Origin of the sequence: Colwellia sp. BRX8-4, from assembly GCF_014077345.1 — a bacterium.
Taxonomy (GTDB): Bacteria; Pseudomonadota; Gammaproteobacteria; order Enterobacterales; family Alteromonadaceae; genus Colwellia_A.
In genome coordinates this window covers 1-21,457 of the sequence record NZ_JACGVS010000032.1, presented here as the reverse complement: position 1 = coordinate 21,457, position 21,457 = coordinate 1, and the positions used below count along the sequence as shown (strand labels likewise).

Genomic DNA, 21,457 nt, shown 5'->3' with positions numbered 1-21,457 from the left:
GTTATGTTAAAGATAGATATTCACACGCATATATTACCGAAGACCTGGCCTAATTTACGTGAAAAATACGGTTACGGGGGGTTTGTCAGTTTAGATCATCATAAATGTGGCTGTGCCCGAATGATGGTTGATGAAAAGTTTTTTCGTGAAATAGACCATAATTGTTGGGACCCTAAAGTTCGACTTGACGACTGTAAAAAGCACCATGTAGACGTACAAGTACTTTCAACGGTTCCTGTGATGTTTAACTACTGGGCAAAACCGAAAGATACTCTAGATTTATCGATGTATTTGAATGATCACATTGCCGGCATTGTTAACGACCACCCTAAGCGTTTTGTAGGGTTAGGTACTTTACCTATGCAATCGCCAGACCTTGCAATAAAAGAACTTGAACGTTGCATGAAAATTGGTTTGTCGGGCATTCAAATTGGTTCTCATATTAATGAATGGAATTTAGACCAAAAAGAGTTATTCCCTATTTTTGAAGCCGCACAAGACTTAGGTGCAGCAGTTTTTGTTCACCCATGGGACATGATGGCGAAAGAAAAAATGCCTAAGTATTGGTTGCCATGGCTCGTTGGTATGCCTGCAGAGTCAAGCTTAGCGATATGCTCGATGATCTTTGGCGGCGTACTACAACGTTTACCTAAACTAAAAATAGCCTTTGCTCATGGTGGTGGTTCATTTCCATCAACTATTGGTCGTATTGAACACGGGTTTAATGTTCGTCCTGATTTATGTGCGGTTGACTGCCCAATTAACCCACGAGATTTTCTTCCTCAAATTTATCTAGATTCATTAGTACATGATGAATTAGCACTGAAATATTTAGTCGATTTGATGGGGCCAGACAATATTGCCTTGGGTACTGATTACCCATTTCCATTGGGTGAATTAGAACCTGGAAAGCTTATCGAGAATAGTCAGTTTTCTGATGATATTAAAGAAAAGTTACTGCATGGTTCAGCGCTTAAATGGTTAGGATTATCAAAAGAGCAATTTTTATGAGTATCGCGAACACGAAAGTTAACGTTAAAAATAGCACGATAAAAATAACCATAGAACTTCAAAATGCTAGTTATCAAGTCAATATAGCAAACTCATGGTCATTGGCTATTCCTGTTAACTTTAATCAACCAACGCAACAGCCTAATCACTTTTCTGCAAATGCGGCTCTAGCCAGTCCAATGCAAGCGGGGGATTTTGTTGGTGATACGAAACAAGGTGGCAGTTGCAATGTAAATGAATTGACGATTAATCCGCATTGTAACGGTACTCACACAGAATCTATCGCACATATTTGTGATTTTTCAATGAACAGTCATGCTGTCAATAATGGTATCAACAATGAAACGCAGGCAAAGACATTAGCAGAGCTTAACTTACCCGCGTTAATGCCCTGCGCTGTAATATCATTAACACCTGAATTAGCTATAGAAAGTAAGGAGAATTACAGCCCTGACTTTTCTATACATGATGTCATCATCAGTAAATCTGCACTTAAGAAAGCACTTGTTGATTATCACAATGAGCAATTACAAGCGTTGGTTATTCGAAGTTTGCCAAATAACAGTAGCAAAAAAAATCAAGCTTATAACAGTGAGAATCAACCTGCTTTTTTCAGCCGTGAAGCCATTTTATATTTGAATGAACGCGGTGTTGAACACCTAATAGTAGATCTGCCATCAATTGACCGCTTACATGATGAGGGATTAATGACTTGTCACCATTTATTTTGGCAAGTTAATGAAGGTAGTCAGCAAGTAAACGAAAATAGCTTAGTGAATAAGACGATTACCGAAATAGCGTTTATTGATAATGAGATCCCTGATGACTTTTATTTTATCAATATTCAAACACCTGCTTTTCATAATGATGCAGCACCAAGTCGCCCAGTCCTATTTTCAACAAAAGAATTTAATGCTAAAGAAATGAGTAAATAACTTATGCCTATTCCCAATAAAACAATAAAAAATAATAAAACGACATTAGCATACGCCCAAACACTAGATCTTAATGATCCGTTAGCGAAAATACGCGACCAGTTTGCCATTCCTAAACAAGCCAATGGTGACGATGAATATTACTTCACAGGAAATTCCCTTGGTTTACAACCCAAACTTGCTCGAGAATATGTTATTGAGTTACTTGACTCTTGGGGACAACGAGGCGTAAAAGGTCATTTTGAAGGTGACTTCCCTTGGATGCCCTATCACGAACTTTTAACCGAGCAATCAGCATTATTAGTGGGGGGTAAAAATGAAGAAGTGGTGATGATGAATTCATTAACCACAAACTTACATTTAATGATGGTGAGTTTTTATCAACCCCAAGGTAAACGTACTAAAATACTGATTGAAGATCATGCGTTCCCTTCTGATCATTACGCCGTAGAATCTCAACTAAAACATCACAAACAAGATGTTGATAAGAATATGCTGCTGTGGACGCCAAGAGCAGGCGAAGAATTATTAAACACTGATGATTTATATCAAATTATTGAACAACAAGGCGATGAAATAGCCCTGATATTATTGCCTGGTGTGCAGTACTACACTGGCCAAGTGCTGGATATGAAAACCATCACCGAAAAAGCGCACGCGAAAGGTATCATGGTGGGTTTTGATTTAGCCCACGCCGTTGGCAACATCGAAATGGAACTGCATAACTGGCAAGTCGACTTTGCATGTTGGTGCAGTTACAAATATTTAAACAGTGGTGCAGGCTCTGTTGCTGGTTGTTTTGTTCATGAAACCCATAGCACTAATTCAAACAGTGAAACGCAAGTGAACCGCTTTGCGGGTTGGTGGGGACACGACAAGTCAACTCGATTTAAAATGGAAAACAATTTTAAGCCTATTGCTACAGCTGAAGGCTGGCAATTATCGAACCCTCCCGTATTATCATTAGCGGCTATTCGAGGGTCACTTGATACCATAAAAATGGCAGGCGGGATCAGTGAGCTTCGTAAAAAATCAGTCAAGCTTACCCAATATATGACCGAGTTAATCGCCAGTGAACTCGGCGATAAAATTCGTATTATCACCCCCAGTAATCAAGCTGAACGCGGTTGTCAGTTATCGTTAATGATTAATGTTAAAGGCCTTGACGGTAAAGCTATGTTTAACGCGTTAGAAGAAAATGGCGTAACCACAGATTGGCGTGAACCCAATGTTATTCGAGTGGCTCCCGTCCCTCTTTACAATCAGTTCCAAGATATTTATCACTTTGTCCGACTTTTAAAGGAGTGTTTACAATGAGCGTAAATGTTATATCTAAACCTGCCAATGAAACTAACATCACGGTAGCTGGAGCTGGCCCTATTGGCGCACTGCTTGCAATAATACTCGCTCGAAAAGGCTATAATATTAATTTATTTGAATCTCGCCCAGATTCTCGCCAGCATGATATATACCAAGGAAAATCGATTAACATTGCCCTCTCAGACCGTGGTTGGTTAGCGCTTGAAGCGGTTGGTATTGCTGAACAAGTGCGTAAAGAAGCGCTCCCTATGAAAAAACGTGTCATGCATGGGGTTGATGGAACGATAACAGAGCAAGCTTATGGAAAAGACGACCAAGCTATTTGGTCGGTATCGCGCGCGGGCATTAATGAACAATTACTTAATTTGGCAGAAAAAGAAGCAAACGTAGCGTTGCACTTTGAAAAAAGACTTACCCATGTTGACTTTACTACGGGTTGTTCATCTTTCAGCTTTGATGTGGCACAAAGTAAAGGTCATATTGAAATTGACGCTGATTATATTTTTGGCGCCGACGGTGCTTTTTCAAAAGTACGCCGTCTTGCCCAAGAAACGCCACGCTTTAGCTATAGCCAATCTTTCATGCCTCAGTCTTATATCGAATTAACGATCCCTGCAAACGAAAACGAAACAGGCGATGCGCGTTTTAAGATGGAAAAAGAAGCCCTGCATATTTGGCCAAGAAAAGATTTTATGCTGATCGCTCTGCCCAACCCTGATGGTTCGTTCACTTGTACATTGTTTATGAATTATGAAAGTAAACATGACGGAGCACATTCATTTTTCAACTTAACAAAAAGAAGTCAAGTAGTTAAGTTTTTCAACGAAAATTTTGCCGATGCAATGCCCATACTAGCAGACCCCATCGATGACTTTATGTCCAAGAAAGCTAGCCCACTCTTTTTAGTTAAAGTGGACCCTTGGGTGATCAATAACAAAGTCGCATTAATTGGAGATGCTGCTCATGCAATGGTGCCTTATTACGGTCAAGGCATGAACTGTGGCTTTGAAGATTGCCGAGAGCTTGGTGAAATTATTGATCAATATAAAGGTCAATGGTGCGATATTTTTCCTGCTTATCAAAAACAGCGAAAAATAAATGCTGATGCTATTACTGAATTAGCTCAGCGTAATTTTGTTGAAATGAGTGAGCTCTCTGGTGACAGTAATTTTCTTTTGCAGAAAAAAATTGAAGCTAAATTTCATCAACTTCAACCTGAACTTTGGGTGCCACTTTATTCTATGGTGACCTTTTGCCCACACTTGCCTTATTCGCAAGCATTAGCAATCGGCGATCAGCAAAAATTAATTATGGCGAAAATAATGCAAATACCTGATATAGAAAGCTGTTGGCAAGACGATTTTGTTTACGAAAAACTGCTACAACTCGTTCAAGAAAACACTAAAAACAAGGATAATCTTGATGTCTAATTCTGGCTGTCCTTTTAATGGTGATGCAAACAAACGTGAAGTAGAAGAAGATATTCATACCGACTTTAACGATGATATGTCCTATGGTAATTACTTGCAGCTTGATAAAGTATTATCGGCTCAGCAACCGTTATCGAAAGAGCATGATGAGATGTTGTTTATTGTTATTCATCAGAGCAGCGAACTCTGGCTTAAACTTGCTGGCCATGAATTAACAAAAGCCATGGAGTGTTTACGCGCAGATGATTTTGGTCCCGCCTTTAAAGTTATCGCGCGGGTAAAACAAATATTCATTCAGTTGACTCAGTCATGGAATATTTTATCGACGCTTACCCCCGTTGATTACTTAAAGTTTCGTGATGACTTAGGACGATCCTCTGGGTTTCAGTCACTCGGATATCGAAAACTTGAATTTCTCTTAGGCAATAAAAACAGTGATATGCTTAACGTCCATAAAAGTGATAATCAAGCCTATCAAGAGTTAGCATTATTACTCAATAGCCCCAGCTTATACGACGAAGTGATTGCCGCATTAGTAAAAGCAGGTTTTAACATTGATGACTGTGTGCTTAATCGCGATGTTAGCCAAGCTTATCAGAGTAATCAGAGTGTGGTAAAAGCATGGCTAATGGTCTATCAGCAACCCGAGAAATTTTTTGAGCTATATGAGCTAGCAGAAAAGCTTGTCGACATCGAAGACTCTTTTCAACAATGGCGCTTTAAACACATGTATACCGTGCAACGGATCATTGGGTATAAGACGGGAACAGGTGGTTCTTCTGGGGTAGGCTTTTTGAAGAAAGCACTAGATGTTAGCTTTTTTCCTGAGTTGTTTGAAGTTAGAACACATTTATAACGTTTCTCATATTGTCATTTCAAGTCAACAGCTTACGAATTATGTTGTTGATTGATTTGGGATATTTACAATAAAGCACTCAACAATGTTGAGTGCTTTTTTTTTAATCAGATTAATTTTTTACTGAGTTTATCTCTAAGCTTTTATTACCTTCTTTATCACGGTTTTTACGTGCTTTGTCAGCTTTCAATTTCATCTGCTGCTTCTGCAAATTAGAAATATCTTTTGGCATCGGCTTACGAGGCATACGTTCGTCAGCCATGGCCGCCTTATATAAAAAGCCAGCAAGAATAACAGAAGCTTGTTTTAGATCAGCCTCTACGACATGGTCAATCGAATCAATATGGGTATGATGCAAACGAGAGCCATAATCTAACTTGTCTTGAATAAATTGAAAACCGGGTAACCCTACATCATCAAAAGACTCGTGATCAGTGCCACCCGTACTTTGATTGGTAATAGTACCGGTACTTAAATCCGAATAAGGGCTGAACCAGTTGCCGAATATTGATTTAGCAGCAACATTACCTTCAGTATAAATACCTCTGAAACGTCCACTACCATTATCCATATTAAAGTATACCGAAAACTTATCATGATCAGCTTTCGTTTCAATCGGCCAACCTTGATCTTTCCATAAATAACTGGGTAATGCTTGCTCATTCTTATCAGTAGGTTTAGGACGGGTCGCAAAGTGTTCATCAACATAAGCTGCCGAACCAAATAACCCTTGTTCTTCACCCGACCATAAACCAATACGTATGGTACGTTTAGGTTTAAAGTTTAATGCTTGCAAAATACGAACAGCTTCCATTGAAACCGCCACACCCGCACCGTTATCAACAGCACCATCACTGGCATGCCACGAGTCTAAGTGGCCACCGACCATAACTATTTCAGGGTTTTTATCACTCCCTGGAATTTCTGCAATGGTATTGTAAGCATTTCGGTCGTTATCATGAAAACGCGCATCGATATTGAGCGATAATTTAGGTGTCTTACCATTATCTATCATTCGAGATAATAGGTTGTAATGTTCGGCTTCTATAATAAGTGCTGGTACTGGAAAGGTTTTACCGACACGATGGTCACTACCAAAAACGTTAATTAAGCCACCTTGACGCCAGCTACGATATATAACACCGGCAACTTGCTCTTCTTTTAAAAAATTACTGAGCGTGGCTTGAAAATTATAACGCTGCATTGCGCCATCTCTTCGGTCAGCAGTTACCCATGGAGAGTGACTTGGCGCTCGCATTACGTCAAATTCTGTCAATGTAGAAAGCTCTCCAGAGTCATAGCGTTGGAAGACACTGTTCTCAGGCGCTTCAATATTTTTACCCGCGCCCATCATAATGATCTTACCTTTTAGCTTACCTTTATATTGTGCTAAGTCAGTTATTGAAGCCGCATCAAAGATAACAACATCTCCTGTTACTTCTCCTTCAGTGCCCGGTGTCCAAGCAACAGGAATACCGTGTAAAGAAACTTCACGCGGACTCAATAGGTCAATGGAAGCAGAGTCATGTGACCAGCCTCGCCCAAACTCAAAAGGGTCTAAATAAGCATTTTTTAATCCCCACCCCTTTAACTTCTCTAAAGTCCAATTATTAGCTTTCTTCATCTGAGGAGAGCCAGATAAACGAGGGCCTATTTCATCGGTTAATTGCTCTAATGTGTGCATGACTTCAGAATTATAAAAACCTTCTGCCCTTATTTTATTCGCCATATCTAAGTCATCACTTGCATAAGCAGTCGATAAAGAAAGGCATAATAAAGATAATACGAATTTTTTCATTATTGTTTCCTAATTATTATATTTTTTGTCATGATTAATTTAGTACAAAAAATAATAATTAAAAAGACAGATAAGACGAACTCCATCGAATAAGAGACCGTTGGTATTAACTGAGAAGCAGCAGGTAATAATAAGGTTAAGTAGCAGCGCAGTCTTTATATTCACTTTACATTAACCATTTTAATTTAAAACATTAACAAAACATCTACTTAGCTTAATTTTGCAAAAAATAACATAACAACTTCCTATAAAGTAAACTATGTTAAAACGTATAAAAATAGATACTTTCTATTTAGAAATGTGTAAATTTCGGCTACCCTAACTGGTATCAAAATAACAATAAAATTTAGTTTACCTAAAAAACATCGCACTCTTGGAGAATATTAATGAATTTGTTCAAAAATTCCACTTTGGCTACAGCGGTTAAACTCGCTGTTTTAACATCAACGGTCGGTTTTTCTGCAGCTACTTTAGCTGAAGAAAACGCCGAAGAAAAAGTAGTTGGTTTAGAAATTATTGAAGTAACCGCGCGTAAAAGAGTAGAAAATGTTCAAGAAGTTCCTGTAGCTATTAGTGCGCTCCAAGGTGAAAAACTGAATGTGTTAAGTTCTGCTGCTATGGACATTCGTTTTTTAAATGCCCGCGTGCCGAGTCTTTCTGTTGAATCTTCTTTTGGTCGTACTTTTCCACGTTTTTATATGCGTGGTTTAGGTAATTCTGATTTTGATTTAAATGCATCACAGCCAGTTTCTTTAGTTGTTGATGAAGTTGTGCAAGAAAACCCAATTTTGAAAGGTTTTCCAATATTTGATGTTGGCCGCGTAGAAGTATTACGTGGTCCACAAGGGACACTATTTGGTCGTAACACCCCTGCCGGTTTAATTAAATTTGAATCAGTAAAACCATCACAAGATTTTGATGGTTTTGGCTCACTTTCATACGGCAGTAATAACACTACCGATATGCGTGCGGCTGTTGGTGGAGGGTTAACTGATAAATTATCTGCTCGTGTTTCATTACTTAATCAAACCCGAGATGACTACATAGATAACCAAGCACCCGGTTTTGAACAAAAAGAAGTTTTAGGTGGCTACACCGACAAAGCGGCTCGTATTCAATTTCTTTATGAAGATGACGCTTTCACAGCATTATTTAATTACCACATGCGCGACTTGGATGGCAAGCCGGTTGCTTTCTATGCAAATGCGTTTAAACCTGCAAGTAACGAATTAGTCAGTAACTTTGAAAGAGATACTGTTTACCATGACTCGGCATCAAGAGCGACACAACAAGTTGAAACCGAAGGCGGCAGTTTAAAGTTGGAATTTGAATTAGGTGAATTTACCCTAACCTCAATTTCAGGCTATGAAAGCGCTGAGCTTTATTCTCGTGCCGATGTTGATGGTGGTTATGGCGCAGTTTATGCTGAGCCTTCAGGACCTGGTATTATCGCACTTGATTCAGAAACAGCCGATGCTATTCCAGATCACGAGCAACTAACACAAGAAATTCGCTTATCAAGCAACTTTGATGGCCAATTTAATTACCAAGTGGGCGCATTTTATTTTAATGAAGATTTAACCATTGAAAGCTTTGCCTTCGATCCTTTATTTAGCAGTGGCGCACAAACGGGTTACGTTATTCAAGAGCAAGAAACGACTGCATGGGCTGTTTTTGGTTCGTTTGATTATGACTATAACGACAAAACCTCAGTAACCTTTGGCTTACGTTATTCTGATGATGACAAAGACTATAGCAACCAAAGAACGAAGTCTCCATTGGCATGGTTAGGTTTTCCTGATGTAGTATCAGGTGAAGTAAATCCAAGCGATTCACATGTTAGCTGGGATATCAGTGTTACGCATAAATATACCGATGACATAAACTTATATGCACGTATTGCCGACACGTTTAGAGCACCAAGTATTCAAGGGCGTTCGTTATTCGCCTTTGGAAATGGTATTTCTGTTGCCGACTCAGAAACTATTTTATCTTTAGAAACCGGTATTAAATCTGATATTTTAGATGGCTTTGGTCGTATTAATGCTTCGGTATTTTATTTTACCATGGATGATCAACAGCTAACGTCTGTTGGTGGTGGTGGCAATACGGCGAGTTTACTTAACGCTGAAGAAACGACCGGTTACGGTTTTGAAATCGACTCAGAGTTTATGCTAACCGATAATTTTTGGCTAACGGCGAGTGTTAGTTATAATAATACCGAAATCAATGACAGTGACTTAGCTGTTGCTGCTTGTAAATTATGTACTATTACCGATAATTTCTACACTGATGAGTTGGGCAATAGATTTGCTGAAGTAGATGGTAATAGTTTACCACATGCGCCAGAGTGGATTTTTAACTTTACCTTGCGCTATTCTCGTGAAATTGCAGACGGTGAATTCTATGCCTACACGGATTGGTCTTACCGAGATGACATTAGTTTCTTTTTATATGAATCAAAAGAATTTAATGGAAAATCATTATTTGAAGGTGGCGCACGTACCGGTTATACCTGGGACGGTGATGATAAAGAGTATGAAGTTGCCTTATTTGTTCGTAACATAACTGATGAACAAATCGCTATTGGCGCTGTAGACTTTAGTAACAATACCGCTATTGTTAATGAAGAGCGCTTTTTTGGTGCAGAATTTAAAGTTAATTTCTATTAAGCTAAACGGCTAATTTTAATGATAAAAGGCGACTATGATTAGTCGCCTTTTTTATTTTTAATGCCTATATACGAGACTCATAGCCCTGAATTTTTGGTATTTAATAAGTGAGTTTAAAGAGTAATTCAGCCAAATCGGGTTGCCACTGAAAATCTGTTAACTTAACACGATTACCTATAACAACCACTTGCTCCTCTTGAAGCAGTGCGCTTTGTTTGGCGAAAAGTTCACTTTCAACAGCAAATGATATTTTCCCTTGAGAGTTAATAACTCTGTGCCAAGGAACACTTTTTTCTTTCCAGCCATCATCAGGGATTTTACCTAACGCTTTCCCGACTAACCTCGCTTTACCGGGCAAGCCAGCAAGATCAGCAACCTGTCCATAGCAAGCGACCTTGCCATAAGGTATTAACTGCACTGTTTGCCAGATACGAGGGTAATTAACGTTTACCGGGCGCTTATTATTTTTTAACATCGTGGCGACTCATCTAATGAAACGGCTTAATTACGGTTGTAAAACACAGTGAGTATTATCACTTCATCTTGCCAACAGACGATAACACGCTACTTAGCAACTTTTACTAAAATAAGAAAATTTACTGAACATTGAACAACTTGTTGTTAATTTATCATCCGCACCAGCCAAATAGACAAATTTTAGCCTATTGAAGTCGGTGTTTTTTGTGTATAATCGCGCGCTATTGACTTACCAGCTTAAATGCACAACCAAGGAATCAGCTTATCCTACAAGCAAATAATATTACCCAACAATTCGGCGCAAAACCTCTTTTTGAAAATATTTCACAAAAATTTGGTGGTGGTAATCGTTACGGTTTAATTGGTGCCAACGGTTGTGGTAAATCAACACTCATAAAAATCTTAGGTGGTGACCTAGAGCAGACCTCAGGCAATGTAAGCTTAGACCCTAACGAACGTTTGGGTAAATTAAGCCAGGACCAATTTGCCTTTGAGCACTTCAGTGTTATTGATACCGTTATTATGGGACATACTGAGTTATGGGCGGTAAAAGAAGAACGTGACCGTATTTATGCTTTACCAGAAATGAGTGAAGCCGATGGCATGAAAGTAGGCGATTTAGAATCAGAATATGCTGAGATGGACGGTTACAGTGCCGAAGCACGTGCCGGCGAACTATTAATGGGCGTAGGAATTGCTGTTAACCAACATTATGGTTTAATGAGCGAAATAGCCCCAGGTTTTAAACTGCGTATATTGTTAGCACAAGCGCTATTCTCAGATCCTGATATTTTATTACTTGATGAGCCAACCAACAACCTGGATATTCATACTATTCAATGGCTTGAAGAAACCTTGAATGCCCGTGATTCAACCATGATCATCATTTCGCATGATAGACATTTTTTAAACAGTGTTTGTACCCACATGGCTGATTTAGATTACGGAGAACTTAGAGTTTTCTCAGGTAACTATGACGAATACATGCTGGCAGCAACACAAGCACGAGCTAACTTACTTGCTGACAATGCTAAGAAAAAAGCGCAAATAGGTGAGCTACAAGCTTTCGTTGCCCGTTTTTCTGCAAATGCTTCAAAAGCTAAACAAGCGACTTCTCGTGCAAAACGTATCGACAAGATCCAACTAGAAGAAGTTAAACCTTCAAGCCGTACCAACCCCTTTATTCGCTTTGAGCAAGAGAAAAAATTATTTCGTAATGCCTTAGTCATAGAAAAATTAAACAAGAAATTTAATGATGCTCATGTACTAAAAGATATTTCTCTTTTGGCTGAAGTCGGTGAACGTATTGCGGTGATCGGCGAAAACGGCATAGGTAAAACCACCTTTTTACGCACTTTATTAAATGAAGTCGGCTACGAAGCAACTTCTGGTGATTTTACTTGGTCTGAAAATTCAAATATTGGTTATTACGCACAAGACCATGAGTTTGAATTTGAGCATGACATGACCTTGTTTGACTGGATGAGTCAATGGCGTCAGCCTACCGACGACGAACAAGCCGTTCGTGGTTATTTGGGGCGTTTATTATTTTCAGCTGACGATATTCTAAAATCAGTTAAAATATTATCAGGGGGCGAAAAAGGCAGAATGCTTTTTGGTAAACTGATGATGCAACTGCCTAATATTCTTGTGATGGACGAACCGACCAACCATATGGATATGGAGTCTATTGAGTCACTTAATATGGCATTAGAGAACTACGAAGGTACCTTAGTGTTTGTTAGCCATGACCGTGAGTTTGTTTCGAGTTTAGCTACGCGTATTATTGAATTAACCAAAGATGGTTACATCGACTTTGCCGGTACTTATGATGAGTACTTAGCAAGCCAAGCATAAATCCCACCCGTTCTATCAATAGATAAAACACCCCTTATTTAGGTGTTTTATCTATTATTTTCACTGCCCTATTTTATATTTTAAGGAAATCCTTTTGCTCAGTTATCGTCATGCTTTTCACGCAGGAAACTTCGCTGATGTTTTAAAACATTCGGTTTTAACGCTCGTACTAGAATATATGGTGCGTAAAGATAAAGGCTTTACCTATATCGATAGCCACTCGGGTGCTGGCATGTATTCACTAAAAGATGAATACGCTCAAAAAACAGCTGAATACAAAGGTGGTATCGCCAAAATTATTGCCGCCCTAACTGATGAGAATTTTCCTGAAGCATTAACACCCTATGTTGAGCTAATTCAGCGCTTAAACACTGAAAATAGTGAGCTAGAAATTTATCCTGGCTCGCCTGGTGTTGCTAAGCAACTGATGCGCCGCCAAGACAGTACTCATCTCTTTGAGTTACACCCTACCGATATTCAACATTTGACAGAATTCTGCACACGCTGGAAAAAATCACATGTAAAACAGTCTGATGGTTATCAAGGTGTATTGGGGTTAGTACCGCCACCCAGTCGCCGGGGTGTCGTGCTTATCGATCCACCCTATGAGTTAAAAGAAGATTACGCTAAAGCGGTTAAGACTATCGTAAAAGCCTATAAAAAATTCAATTCCGGGACTTATATTCTTTGGTATCCTGTGGTTACCCGTGAGCGTATTCATGCTATGGAAAAAGACTTTACCCGTAGTGAAGTGAAAAATTTATTACAAGTTGAATTTTGTTTACAAGCCGACAGTGATGAATATGGTATGACAGGTACCGGCTTATTTATTGTTAATCCTCCTTGGCAGTTAAAAAAGCAGCTCGAAGAGATACTTCCTTTTATGAAGGCAACCTTAGGACAGGCTGAGACTAGCTTTACATTAGCGCAGCTTATTGCTGAATAATTAGCCTTAAGCTAAAATACATGGCGCAGCTAAATTAAGCAGCGCCACTTAGCAAGCTTATCAGCCTTTTATGATCAGTTGATAATTAACAAGCAATAAGATAACTAAAGTTTTGTCGCTACTGCCCTACCTTACAAAGTGCGATATCTATTTGCATTTGAAAATGTACTAACATCATTAAATCTAACACCATTTTCTTTCATCACCTTATGTGCGGTACTTGCTAACATTTGACGCAAATAAAACGGTTGTTGCACAACAAAGTGATGAATGGCATGTGTACCAGCAAAGTTAAAGGTAAAGAGGTTAAGTGGCCAAATAACCAAACCTTTAAAGACTTGCGTTTGCTGCAGTACATTATTTACGCCACCATAGTAGTGCAAATAAGAAGTCACTAAATTTAAACAGCCTGAGCGTAAAAAATTAGGCGCAATAATAATCACCATCAACAGATTGCTCAACGCTGAAAAGGTTTGTAACCATGGCGGATAGATAAAATCGCTGGCAATAAAAAAATCGACACTGTGAAACAATATAAAGCCGTAACCGAAGATATAATAAAGTATCGTCAGTGGGAACCCGCCATTAAAAATACTCAAAAAATTAAAGGCTTTCACTTCTCTATTCAAGTGCTTTCTTTGTAAAATTAGCCCGAATAAACCATCAAACATCACGATATAGCGAACAAGTATATTAGCAATACCATTGCCGACCAATCGTTCTTCTAAATCTTGTTTTGTGCCTGAGGTTTTATGGTGCAGTAAATGAATTTTGCGACGATACCAAGGGTTGATAGTACTTGGGCGCATTAACCAAACAGTGGCCATCATAAGATTATGTATAATAGGTTGCTGACGAAAGTAAAGTTTATGAATTAAGTCATGCTCTAACTCATGAGAGATAGAGGCAAAAATTGCCGCTAACATGATACAAACCCAGGCAGGGATAAAGGCATAGTAATATAATAAGCCACTGGTGATCATGCCTGTAAGTGACAGTAAAAGAATGAGTAAACCAATACTGTCTTGCTTAGCTAAAAACACATATTTTTTGCGTAAGCGCTGTTCTTCGGCTTTAACACCTTGAACAATATTTTTAATTTTTTCAGCGTCTGTTGTTGAACTCATCCTAAGCATTCACTAATTTTTACTCGAAAGGTGATAACTATCGGCATCATTAATCATATTAATTTCTTTCATCACTTCATTGATATCGTGAGACATTGAATATTTTTTTGAAAAGGCAAGAAAAGAAGAGTCAACTTGATCAGACAACGAGAACCCTTCGACTTGTCCATTAACCGCCATATTATCGATGGTTGTATTTGCTATGGCACTATCGGCCACCAATAAATCGACGCGACCGTAAATAAGCATATTAAAGGCATCTTCTAGGCGAGTCGCTTCAACAAACGTTATAGAGGCATCTTTAAAGGCTTTTTCTGAATGGCTATCAACATTAGTTGAACGAACTCTGACAAGTATTTTACTTTTATCAATCAATGGAATACCTTGATAAACAAAATTATCATCTGCTCTTTTGAATATTTCAGAGCCATAAAAATTAATCAAAGGGTATTTAGGAAAACTCAAAAACAAGCTGCGCTCTGGCGTATAAACCGTCGGCATTAATGCATCAAACTTTCCCTGTTCAACCGCTTTTAATGCTCTTGCCCAAGGCATGATGGTAACTGATATTTTAAATTTTCCGCTGGCATTGAGTTTATTCATCGTCTCAATTAACAAGCCCTTGTTTTCACCCTTTTCATTGCTATAAATAAAAGGGCGAATTTCAGGGGCTGCAATAGTTAACGTGATAACTTGTTGCTGTTTGCCATGCTGAGCTTGTGCGTTTAAACAAAGTAAAAAACTACAAATAAAAAAGAAAAATTTCATTTTATTAATACCTTATACTCGAGACGGTTAATCGATTTCAGAATCGCTGTCTATTTCACTAACGGGCGTTACCGTCTTTTTACGCAACACAGGTAACTCACCAACATCTTGAGCAACAAAGACTCTTTTAATGACTTTTTTAGGCTGAGATCTTTGCGGTTTTTCGTTAATTTTCGTTGAAGATTTTGACTTGGCAGCCACTTTTGGCTTTTTAGGTTTTATGCCCTTGAATGTAGCTTTTAAGCTATCAACAACATCAAAGTTAAAGGTTTGCTGTAAAAAACCTTCAACATTTTTAAAACTAATCCAGTCTTTAGGACCAACAAAGGAAATCGCGTCACCGGTGCTACCCGCTCGACCTGTCCGGCCAATACGATGCACAAATTCTTCAGTGTGCTTTGGCATATCAAAGTTAAAGACGTGCGATACGTTAACTAAATCTAAACCTCGAGACGCTAAATCAGTCGTGATCAATATCTTTTGTTGTCCCTTACTAAAGCCATCCATTATTTGATTACGCTGACCTTGATTAAGCTCACCACTTAAGGCGACCGTACTTAAGCTCTGCTCACTGAGCAGCTTTGATAATCTGTCGGTATCACTTCGTGTTGCAGTGAAAATAATCACTTGTTGATAGCTTTCAGTTTTCAAAAAGTGTTCAAGCAAGTCTTGTTTATGGTCTAAGTTATCGCATAGGTAAAAGCGTTTAGTAATATCTTTATGCTCGGTATGTGCAGAGCCTATGGCAATTCGTTTTGGTTTTTTTAATAACGCTAGTGCGAACTCATTGACTTGTGCGTGATCGAGTGTTGCAGAAAACATCAGTGTTTGACGCTTACGATGATCAGCAGCGCTATTAATTTGTTTTAATTGTTTTGAAAAGCCTAAGTCTAACATCCGATCGGCTTCATCAAGAATAAGGAGCTCTAAGCCCTTTAAGTAGAAATGCCCTTGCGATAAATGGTCAGACAATCGACCCGGTGTCGCAACAATAAAGTGAGGGTCTTTGTGCAGTGTTTTTACTTGATCATTAAAGTTTTCACCACCCAAAATAAGCACAGCTTTAAACTGTGAACCGGTGGTAAATAAACGTAGTTGAGTAAAAACTTGTTTGGCTAATTCTCGTGTTGGCATAAGAATAAGAACACGAGGATCACGTTTAGACAAAGCCCTATTTCGAATTAAGCGTTGCATCGCAGGAATAATAAACGCTAAGGTTTTACCTGAGCCAGTTTTTGATGAGGCAATTAAATCATGCCCGGCCATAGCAGCAGGAATAGCTTGCTGCTGAATTTCTGTCGGCTCTAAAAAACCTAAATGCTCAACCGTTGACATTAAACGACTGTCTAAACCAAAATCTGTAAACTGCAAACTACACTCCAAAAAAGAACCAATAAAAACGTTGTTATTATACCCTGCTAACGACAAGAATGACGTATAGTATTTTATCAGGGTGTTAAAAAAATGAAAAACTTAAAAAAGTACCACTGGCTTATTCATCTCATGGCGCTATTAAACATGTTCGTCGCGAAGCCAATCAACATAACCAACAAAAAAGTGTTGCCAAAAATCGTTGGTTTGCGAAAATTCAACCAGTTGTTTACCAAAGGTTTCTAATATCTGAAGATCAAAAATACAGCTTTCATCGGGAAGGTACATGGCAGATTTTTGCTGACACTGTTGATATATCGCCGTTAAGCACTGTTCAAAACCAACCAAAGATGCACTCACTAGGGTTGCTTGCCATTGATTTTCTTCTTCAGCAATCGCGGTATAAACCGCTAAATGTTCATCGGCCAAGTCAATAAAATACGGGTCACCTAATTCGGTATCTGTGGCGATAACAAGCCATGAACTTTGCCAATTGCCGATATCGTTATTAACTAAACTAGCGCCTTTTTTATCAACCGCATAGCCAATCTGGGCTTTATTTAATGTCGCCATTTTAGTAATAACGCTAAAACCCTGTGGACCAAAAAAAACCTCTTTATGTTCAAAGGCTTTTAATCTATTTAATAGTTCGCTTTGGTTCATCTTTAATCTCGTCTTTTTCAATACAATAAGGCCGTTGACAGCTAACCATCAACGACCTTATATCTTGTTAACATAAAACTTTATTTAATTAGCTGTTCGCTATTCTTGCTTCAACCACTTCAATAGCGTGATCAATACGAGCAAGTACTTTATCTTTATCCAATAAAGCCAAAGTAACATCTAAAGAAGGTGAATTACCACCACCAGTCGCCGCAACACGCAATGGCATACCCACTTTGCCCATACCGACTTCAAGCTCTGTTGCCGTATCATTAATTGCCGCATGAATAAGTTCAGGTGACCATTCGCTCAATGCTGCAAGTTTAGCTTTAACCAATATAAGAGGCTCTTTAACAACAGGGCGTAAGTGTTTCTTAACCGCTGATGCTTCTAGTTCGCTAAAGTCTTCGTAAAAGTAGCGAGAAATTTGCGCCATCTCTTTTAAAGTTTTTACACGGTCGGCTTGAATTTTAACGATTTCTTCAAGTGCTGGACCACTTTCAATATTGATACCTTGCTCATTCATGTGCCAGGCTAAATGTGTTGCAACATAACTTGGCTCCATAGTTTTCATATAATGTTGGTTGACCCAAATTAATTTATCAGTATTAAAACCTGAAGCAGCACGGTTACAGTCTTTTAAATCAAACAGTTCAATCATTTCTTCACGAGAAAATATTTCTTTATCGCCATGAGACCAACCTAAACGCACTAAGTAGTTTAATAAGGCTTCAGGTAAATAACCGTCATCGCGGTATTGCATAACACCGACAGCACCATGACGTTTTGATAATCGCTTACCGTCATCACCTAAAATCATTGGGATGTGGGCATACTCTGGGAGTGTTGCCCCTAAAGCGAGTAAAATATTAATTTGTTTTGGCGTATTACTAATATGATCATCACCACGTACAACATGGGTAATTTTCATATCCCAATCATCAACAACAACCGTTAAGTTATAAGTGGGTGTGCCATCGCTACGCGCAAGAATTAAATCATCTAATTCTTCATTAGCTATCGTTATATCGCCTTTAACCATATCTTTGATAACAACTTCGCCATCAAGTGGGTTTTTAAAACGAATCACATAAGGCTTATCAGCAGGATAGTCGGTGCGGTCGCGCCACAAACCGTTATATTTTTCTTTCGCGCCAGTTTCACGAGCCTGTTCACGCATTGCTTCAACTTCTTCACTGGTGCTATAACAGCGATAAGCATTGCCAGAGGCAAGTAACTGCTCAATAACTTCTTTATAACGGTCGAAACGTTGGGTTTGGAAATACGGACCATGTGTCCATTCAAGATTCAACCAATTCATACCGTCCATAATGGCATCAACGGATGCTTGGCTTGAACGTTCTAAATCAGTGTCTTCGATACGTAAAACGAAATCACCGCCATTTTTCTTGGCATATAACCAACTATAAAGGGCAGTACGTGCCCCACCAACGTGTAAATAACCGGTCGGACTTGGCGCAAATCGAGTTGTTAAGCTCATAAAAATCTCACTATAAAGTTTAAGACTTAAAGGCTATGTTAAAAGACAAGGCTTAAAGTCTACAATTGGTACGATAAAAATTGTCGATATTTTATCAGGCATAGCTAAGGAAAACATCATTTGCTGAAAGAAACAAAGAAAAGAAAATCTCCAGCGAGGATAAAACAAGCAAGCTGTTTAATTTTACAGCAAGAAAATTAAATATATCAATAAAACTGAAAAAAAAGCAGAAAAATCTTTGTTTTATGTTGACAGCTTTTCTCATCTCCCTATAATACGCCCCACTGAAACGCAGACAGTGTTTAATTAATTAGACCGTTAACGATTCAGGAAATTTAAGATTGGGCGATTAGCTCAGTTGGGAGAGCACCGCCCTTACAAGGCGGGGGTCACTGGTTCAAGCCCAGTATCGCCCACCAATCTTAAGTCTCAAGAATAAAGTAATTATGGGCGATTAGCTCAGTTGGGAGAGCACCGCCCTTACAAGGCGGGGGTCACTGGTTCAAGCCCAGTATCGCCCACCATAATTACACCCTATAGAATTTTCTTTAGATAATCTATATGGACGATTAGCTCAGTTGGGAGAGCACCGCCCTTACAAGGCGGGGGTCACTGGTTCAAGCCCAGTATCGTCCACCATCTTTTTCCTCATTCTTAGATCATCTACTTAAAAATAAAATCACTGATAATATCTTTAATTTATATATTAAATTTTAAATCATTTTTCTTAAAGACTCTTTTAATATCATTTTCTCTGCTACTACATATTTCAAATCAATCACAATTCCTGCTCTTTTTATTGTTGCTACTGCCTGCCAACCCACTACTATAAAACTAAAATTTCAATTAGTTAAAACATTCAAAGTCAGCAAAACCCCTTTTATTTAAACCACATCCACTAATAAACTCACAGCATATTTACCTAAATACACTTAGGGTAACCCCCTATTTTCAGGCTGCCTGTTTATTGGGAAACTAGCTGTGATAGAAATAATTGCAATGATTTAACAAACGGAGTTTGGTTATCATGAGTAAATTAACTTTAAGTGCATGGCTTATAGCCTCTTTAGCATTAACAATGCCTATAAAAGCATTGGCTGAAAGTACTATTGGCGAGCAACTCGCACAAACCCTTCCTACGATGACTGGCAAAGAAACAATCCTCGCGGTAATAACCTTTCAACAAATGCAGCCACTCTCGGTTACTCAAATACAGGCGCTAGTAGCTTTAGGAATTAATAAAGGCGTTAAGTTTTCTGCACTGCCTGTAATAGGCGTGGTCGCTAATGCTGCACAAATCAAAGCGATCGCCGCGCGCGACGACGTCCGTTCAATATGGTTAAACCGAAAATTAAGCTATTTTATAGCTAATTCACGACAAAATTCCGGTGTTAATAAAATTCAAGGAACAGACTTTGTTAATATTAATGGTGATACCGATTATAGTGGTAAGGGTGTCACCATTATGGTCAATGACTCAGGGATTGATGCCACGCATCAAGATCTATTTTTTGGCGACGTAGTCATTGATAATGTCGAGGCGGCCATACAATCATCAGCTTTGGCTAAAATGAGCACAACCGAGACCTTTATCAGTCGAGGTCAATATAATACTGATGTAAACACAGACCACGGTACCCATTGTGCTGGCATTATTGCAGGCTCTGGGGCCATGTCTGATGGTAAATATAAAGGTGTCGCTCCCGACGCCAAACTAGTCGGTTACGGCTCAGGTGCTGATTTAACTATTTTAGATGCGGTTAGTGGCTATGATTATGCGATTAATCACCGCTACGATTATCAAAGTCCATTGCGTATTATCAGTAATGCTTGGGGCTCAACCGGAAACTTTGATGCGAACAGCCCAATTGGTTTAGCCTCATATAAAGCTTATACCTTGGGGATATTGTCAATATTTTCTGCCGGAAATTCAGGGGCTGGTAAAAGTAGTCATAACCCTTATGCTCAACTCCCTTGGGTAATATCAGTCGGTGCCGGTAATAGTCATGGTCACTTAGTTGATTTTTCTTCTCGTGATTTATCTTATAAAACTGGCAGCTTTACCATGCCAGATAAGCAAGAATGGACTTATAATAACCAAGTCACGGTTGTCGCCCCCGGTCACTACATGGTCTCAACCCGATCATCGAATAATGGCCTTGCTTACAGCGCAGATGATGATTTTCTTTTTGACTCCGCCTATACCCCTTTTTATAGCCGATTATCTGGTACTTCAATAGCAACATCATATACGGCGGGTGTTGCCGCTCTCATGATGGAAGCTAATCCATTATTAAGTATCGAGGAAATCAAACAATTAATAGCAAAGTCTGCAACTCAGATGCTTGGATACCAAGCGTGGGAAGTTGGTGCCGGCTATATTGATATAAGAGCCGCTGTTGCTGCAGCAAAAACACATGTTAAAGCGTATAAATAATCACTCACGACAATACTGTCGGTCTATACTGTGCAAAGACTGATGTCACCGCACTATTAAACAACGAAAGTAGTTTAGCGTCTTTAACTTTAGCCTGACATCTTATTTAATTTTTTCTCGCAGCAGTGACAAAAGGGAAAATATTAACAACAACCTGGCATAAACGTGTCTTGGGGAAAATGATATCAGCCCACTCCAGCAACCAGTATTCCAATGCGATAGCTAATACCTATTAACTACCAACTACCAACTGCTAATTGCTAATTGCTAATTGCTAATTGCTAATTG

16 protein-coding genes and 3 tRNA genes are annotated in these 21,457 nt (G+C 38.9%); 12 read left to right on the top strand and 7 right to left on the bottom strand.

Annotated elements, in window-relative coordinates; translation table 11 throughout:
* Nucleotides 1-3 precede the first annotated feature (3 nt).
* From H4J56_RS18140 to kynA, 5 genes are read left to right on the top strand one after another with little or no spacing between them, the layout of a single operon-like run.
* Nucleotides 4-1,011 carry an amidohydrolase family protein gene (locus H4J56_RS18140; protein ID WP_070373934.1) on the top strand — a complete coding sequence of 336 codons (1,008 nt, stop codon included), beginning with the start codon at nt 4-6 and terminating at the stop codon, nt 1,009-1,011.
* On the top strand, nt 1,008-1,946 hold the full coding sequence (locus H4J56_RS18135; RefSeq protein ID WP_182259714.1) for a cyclase family protein: 939 nt from the start codon (nt 1,008-1,010) through the stop codon (nt 1,944-1,946). The genes H4J56_RS18140 and H4J56_RS18135 overlap by 4 nt, the downstream gene beginning before the upstream one ends.
* A gap of 3 nt (nt 1,947-1,949) precedes the next feature.
* On the top strand, nt 1,950-3,263 hold the full coding sequence (gene kynU, locus H4J56_RS18130) for a kynureninase (protein ID WP_182222769.1): 1,314 nt from the start codon (nt 1,950-1,952) through the stop codon (nt 3,261-3,263).
* Nucleotides 3,260-4,696, top strand: a complete 1,437-nt coding sequence (locus H4J56_RS18125) for an NAD(P)/FAD-dependent oxidoreductase (protein ID WP_182222770.1) — start codon at nt 3,260-3,262, stop codon at nt 4,694-4,696. Before kynU ends, H4J56_RS18125 begins: the two co-directional genes overlap by 4 nt.
* Nucleotides 4,689-5,552 (top strand): tryptophan 2,3-dioxygenase, encoded by an 864-nt coding sequence (gene kynA, locus H4J56_RS18120; RefSeq protein WP_182222771.1) that lies wholly within the window; start codon nt 4,689-4,691, stop codon nt 5,550-5,552. The genes H4J56_RS18125 and kynA overlap by 8 nt, the downstream gene beginning before the upstream one ends.
* Nucleotides 5,553-5,664: 112 nt before the next feature.
* Here the strand turns inward: kynA and H4J56_RS18115 are convergent, their stop codons facing one another.
* Nucleotides 5,665-7,350, bottom strand: coding sequence for a M20/M25/M40 family metallo-hydrolase (locus H4J56_RS18115; RefSeq protein WP_182259713.1), 1,686 nt, complete (start codon nt 7,348-7,350; stop codon nt 5,665-5,667).
* A 386-nt stretch (nt 7,351-7,736) separates the two neighbouring features.
* On the opposite strand from H4J56_RS18115, the gene H4J56_RS18110 reads away from it, so the two are divergent.
* Nucleotides 7,737-10,022 (top strand): TonB-dependent receptor, encoded by a 2,286-nt coding sequence (locus H4J56_RS18110; RefSeq protein WP_182259712.1) that lies wholly within the window; start codon nt 7,737-7,739, stop codon nt 10,020-10,022.
* Nucleotides 10,023-10,122: 100 nt separating this feature from the next.
* Here H4J56_RS18110 and H4J56_RS18105 read toward each other — a convergent pair whose 3' ends face one another.
* A complete protein-coding gene (locus H4J56_RS18105; protein WP_182216182.1) occupies nt 10,123-10,497 on the bottom strand; it encodes an MGMT family protein in 375 nt (124 codons plus the stop codon).
* A 266-nt stretch (nt 10,498-10,763) separates the two neighbouring features.
* Here H4J56_RS18105 and H4J56_RS18100 point away from each other — a divergent pair, with 266 nt between their 5' ends.
* Both H4J56_RS18100 and H4J56_RS18095 read left to right on the top strand, forming a co-directional pair.
* Nucleotides 10,764-12,356 carry an ABC-F family ATPase gene (locus H4J56_RS18100; protein WP_070373941.1) on the top strand — a complete coding sequence of 531 codons (1,593 nt, stop codon included), beginning with the start codon at nt 10,764-10,766 and terminating at the stop codon, nt 12,354-12,356.
* A gap of 94 nt (nt 12,357-12,450) precedes the next feature.
* Entirely contained in the window at nt 12,451-13,302 is an 852-nt protein-coding gene (locus H4J56_RS18095; RefSeq protein WP_182216184.1) for a 23S rRNA (adenine(2030)-N(6))-methyltransferase RlmJ, read from the top strand.
* Between the two features lie 131 nt (nt 13,303-13,433).
* Here H4J56_RS18095 and H4J56_RS18090 read toward each other — a convergent pair whose 3' ends face one another.
* From H4J56_RS18090 to gltX, 5 genes are all read right to left on the bottom strand, one after another.
* Nucleotides 13,434-14,429, bottom strand: coding sequence for a fatty acid desaturase (locus H4J56_RS18090; RefSeq protein WP_182259711.1), 996 nt, complete (start codon nt 14,427-14,429; stop codon nt 13,434-13,436).
* A 12-nt stretch (nt 14,430-14,441) separates the two neighbouring features.
* Nucleotides 14,442-15,197: a transporter substrate-binding domain-containing protein gene (locus H4J56_RS18085; RefSeq protein ID WP_182259710.1), complete on the bottom strand. Its 756-nt coding sequence runs from the start codon at nt 15,195-15,197 to the stop codon at nt 14,442-14,444.
* Between the two features lie 27 nt (nt 15,198-15,224).
* Nucleotides 15,225-16,568, bottom strand: a complete 1,344-nt coding sequence (locus tag H4J56_RS18080; protein ID WP_182216189.1) for a DEAD/DEAH box helicase — start codon at nt 16,566-16,568, stop codon at nt 15,225-15,227.
* Nucleotides 16,569-16,709: 141 nt separating this feature from the next.
* A complete protein-coding gene (locus tag H4J56_RS18075; RefSeq protein WP_182251719.1) occupies nt 16,710-17,231 on the bottom strand; it encodes a hypothetical protein in 522 nt (173 codons plus the stop codon).
* 88 nt (nt 17,232-17,319) lie between these two features.
* On the bottom strand, nt 17,320-18,732 hold the full coding sequence (gene gltX / locus H4J56_RS18070) for a glutamate--tRNA ligase (protein ID WP_182259709.1): 1,413 nt from the start codon (nt 18,730-18,732) through the stop codon (nt 17,320-17,322).
* 343 nt (nt 18,733-19,075) lie between these two features.
* Between gltX and H4J56_RS18065 the strand changes: the two genes are divergently transcribed.
* The 4 genes from H4J56_RS18065 to H4J56_RS18050 all read left to right on the top strand — a co-directional run bounded on the left by H4J56_RS18065 (nt 19,076) and on the right by H4J56_RS18050 (nt 21,169).
* Nucleotides 19,076-19,151: transfer RNA gene (locus tag H4J56_RS18065), tRNA-Val, on the top strand.
* Between the two features lie 29 nt (nt 19,152-19,180).
* Nucleotides 19,181-19,256 (top strand) — tRNA-Val (locus tag H4J56_RS18060).
* A 39-nt stretch (nt 19,257-19,295) separates the two neighbouring features.
* A tRNA-Val gene (locus H4J56_RS18055) sits at nt 19,296-19,371 on the top strand.
* A gap of 388 nt (nt 19,372-19,759) precedes the next feature.
* Nucleotides 19,760-21,169 (top strand): S8 family serine peptidase, encoded by a 1,410-nt coding sequence (locus tag H4J56_RS18050; RefSeq protein WP_182222778.1) that lies wholly within the window; start codon nt 19,760-19,762, stop codon nt 21,167-21,169.
* Nucleotides 21,170-21,457: the final 288 nt, after the last annotated feature.

Coding starts and splice junctions, on each gene's coding strand:
- H4J56_RS18140 (WP_070373934.1), top strand. CDS start 4: ATGTTAAAGATAGATATTCACACGCATATATTACCGAAGACCTGGCCT.
- H4J56_RS18135 (WP_182259714.1), top strand. CDS start 1,008: ATGAGTATCGCGAACACGAAAGTTAACGTTAAAAATAGCACGATAAAA.
- kynU (WP_182222769.1), top strand. CDS start 1,950: ATGCCTATTCCCAATAAAACAATAAAAAATAATAAAACGACATTAGCA.
- H4J56_RS18125 (WP_182222770.1), top strand. CDS start 3,260: ATGAGCGTAAATGTTATATCTAAACCTGCCAATGAAACTAACATCACG.
- kynA (WP_182222771.1), top strand. CDS start 4,689: ATGTCTAATTCTGGCTGTCCTTTTAATGGTGATGCAAACAAACGTGAA.
- H4J56_RS18115 (WP_182259713.1), bottom strand. CDS start 7,350: ATGAAAAAATTCGTATTATCTTTATTATGCCTTTCTTTATCGACTGCT.
- H4J56_RS18110 (WP_182259712.1), top strand. CDS start 7,737: ATGAATTTGTTCAAAAATTCCACTTTGGCTACAGCGGTTAAACTCGCT.
- H4J56_RS18105 (WP_182216182.1), bottom strand. CDS start 10,497: ATGTTAAAAAATAATAAGCGCCCGGTAAACGTTAATTACCCTCGTATC.
- H4J56_RS18090 (WP_182259711.1), bottom strand. CDS start 14,429: ATGAGTTCAACAACAGACGCTGAAAAAATTAAAAATATTGTTCAAGGT.
- H4J56_RS18085 (WP_182259710.1), bottom strand. CDS start 15,197: ATGAAATTTTTCTTTTTTATTTGTAGTTTTTTACTTTGTTTAAACGCA.
- H4J56_RS18075 (WP_182251719.1), bottom strand. CDS start 17,231: ATGAACCAAAGCGAACTATTAAATAGATTAAAAGCCTTTGAACATAAA.
- gltX (WP_182259709.1), bottom strand. CDS start 18,732: ATGAGCTTAACAACTCGATTTGCGCCAAGTCCGACCGGTTATTTACAC.
- H4J56_RS18050 (WP_182222778.1), top strand. CDS start 19,760: ATGAGTAAATTAACTTTAAGTGCATGGCTTATAGCCTCTTTAGCATTA.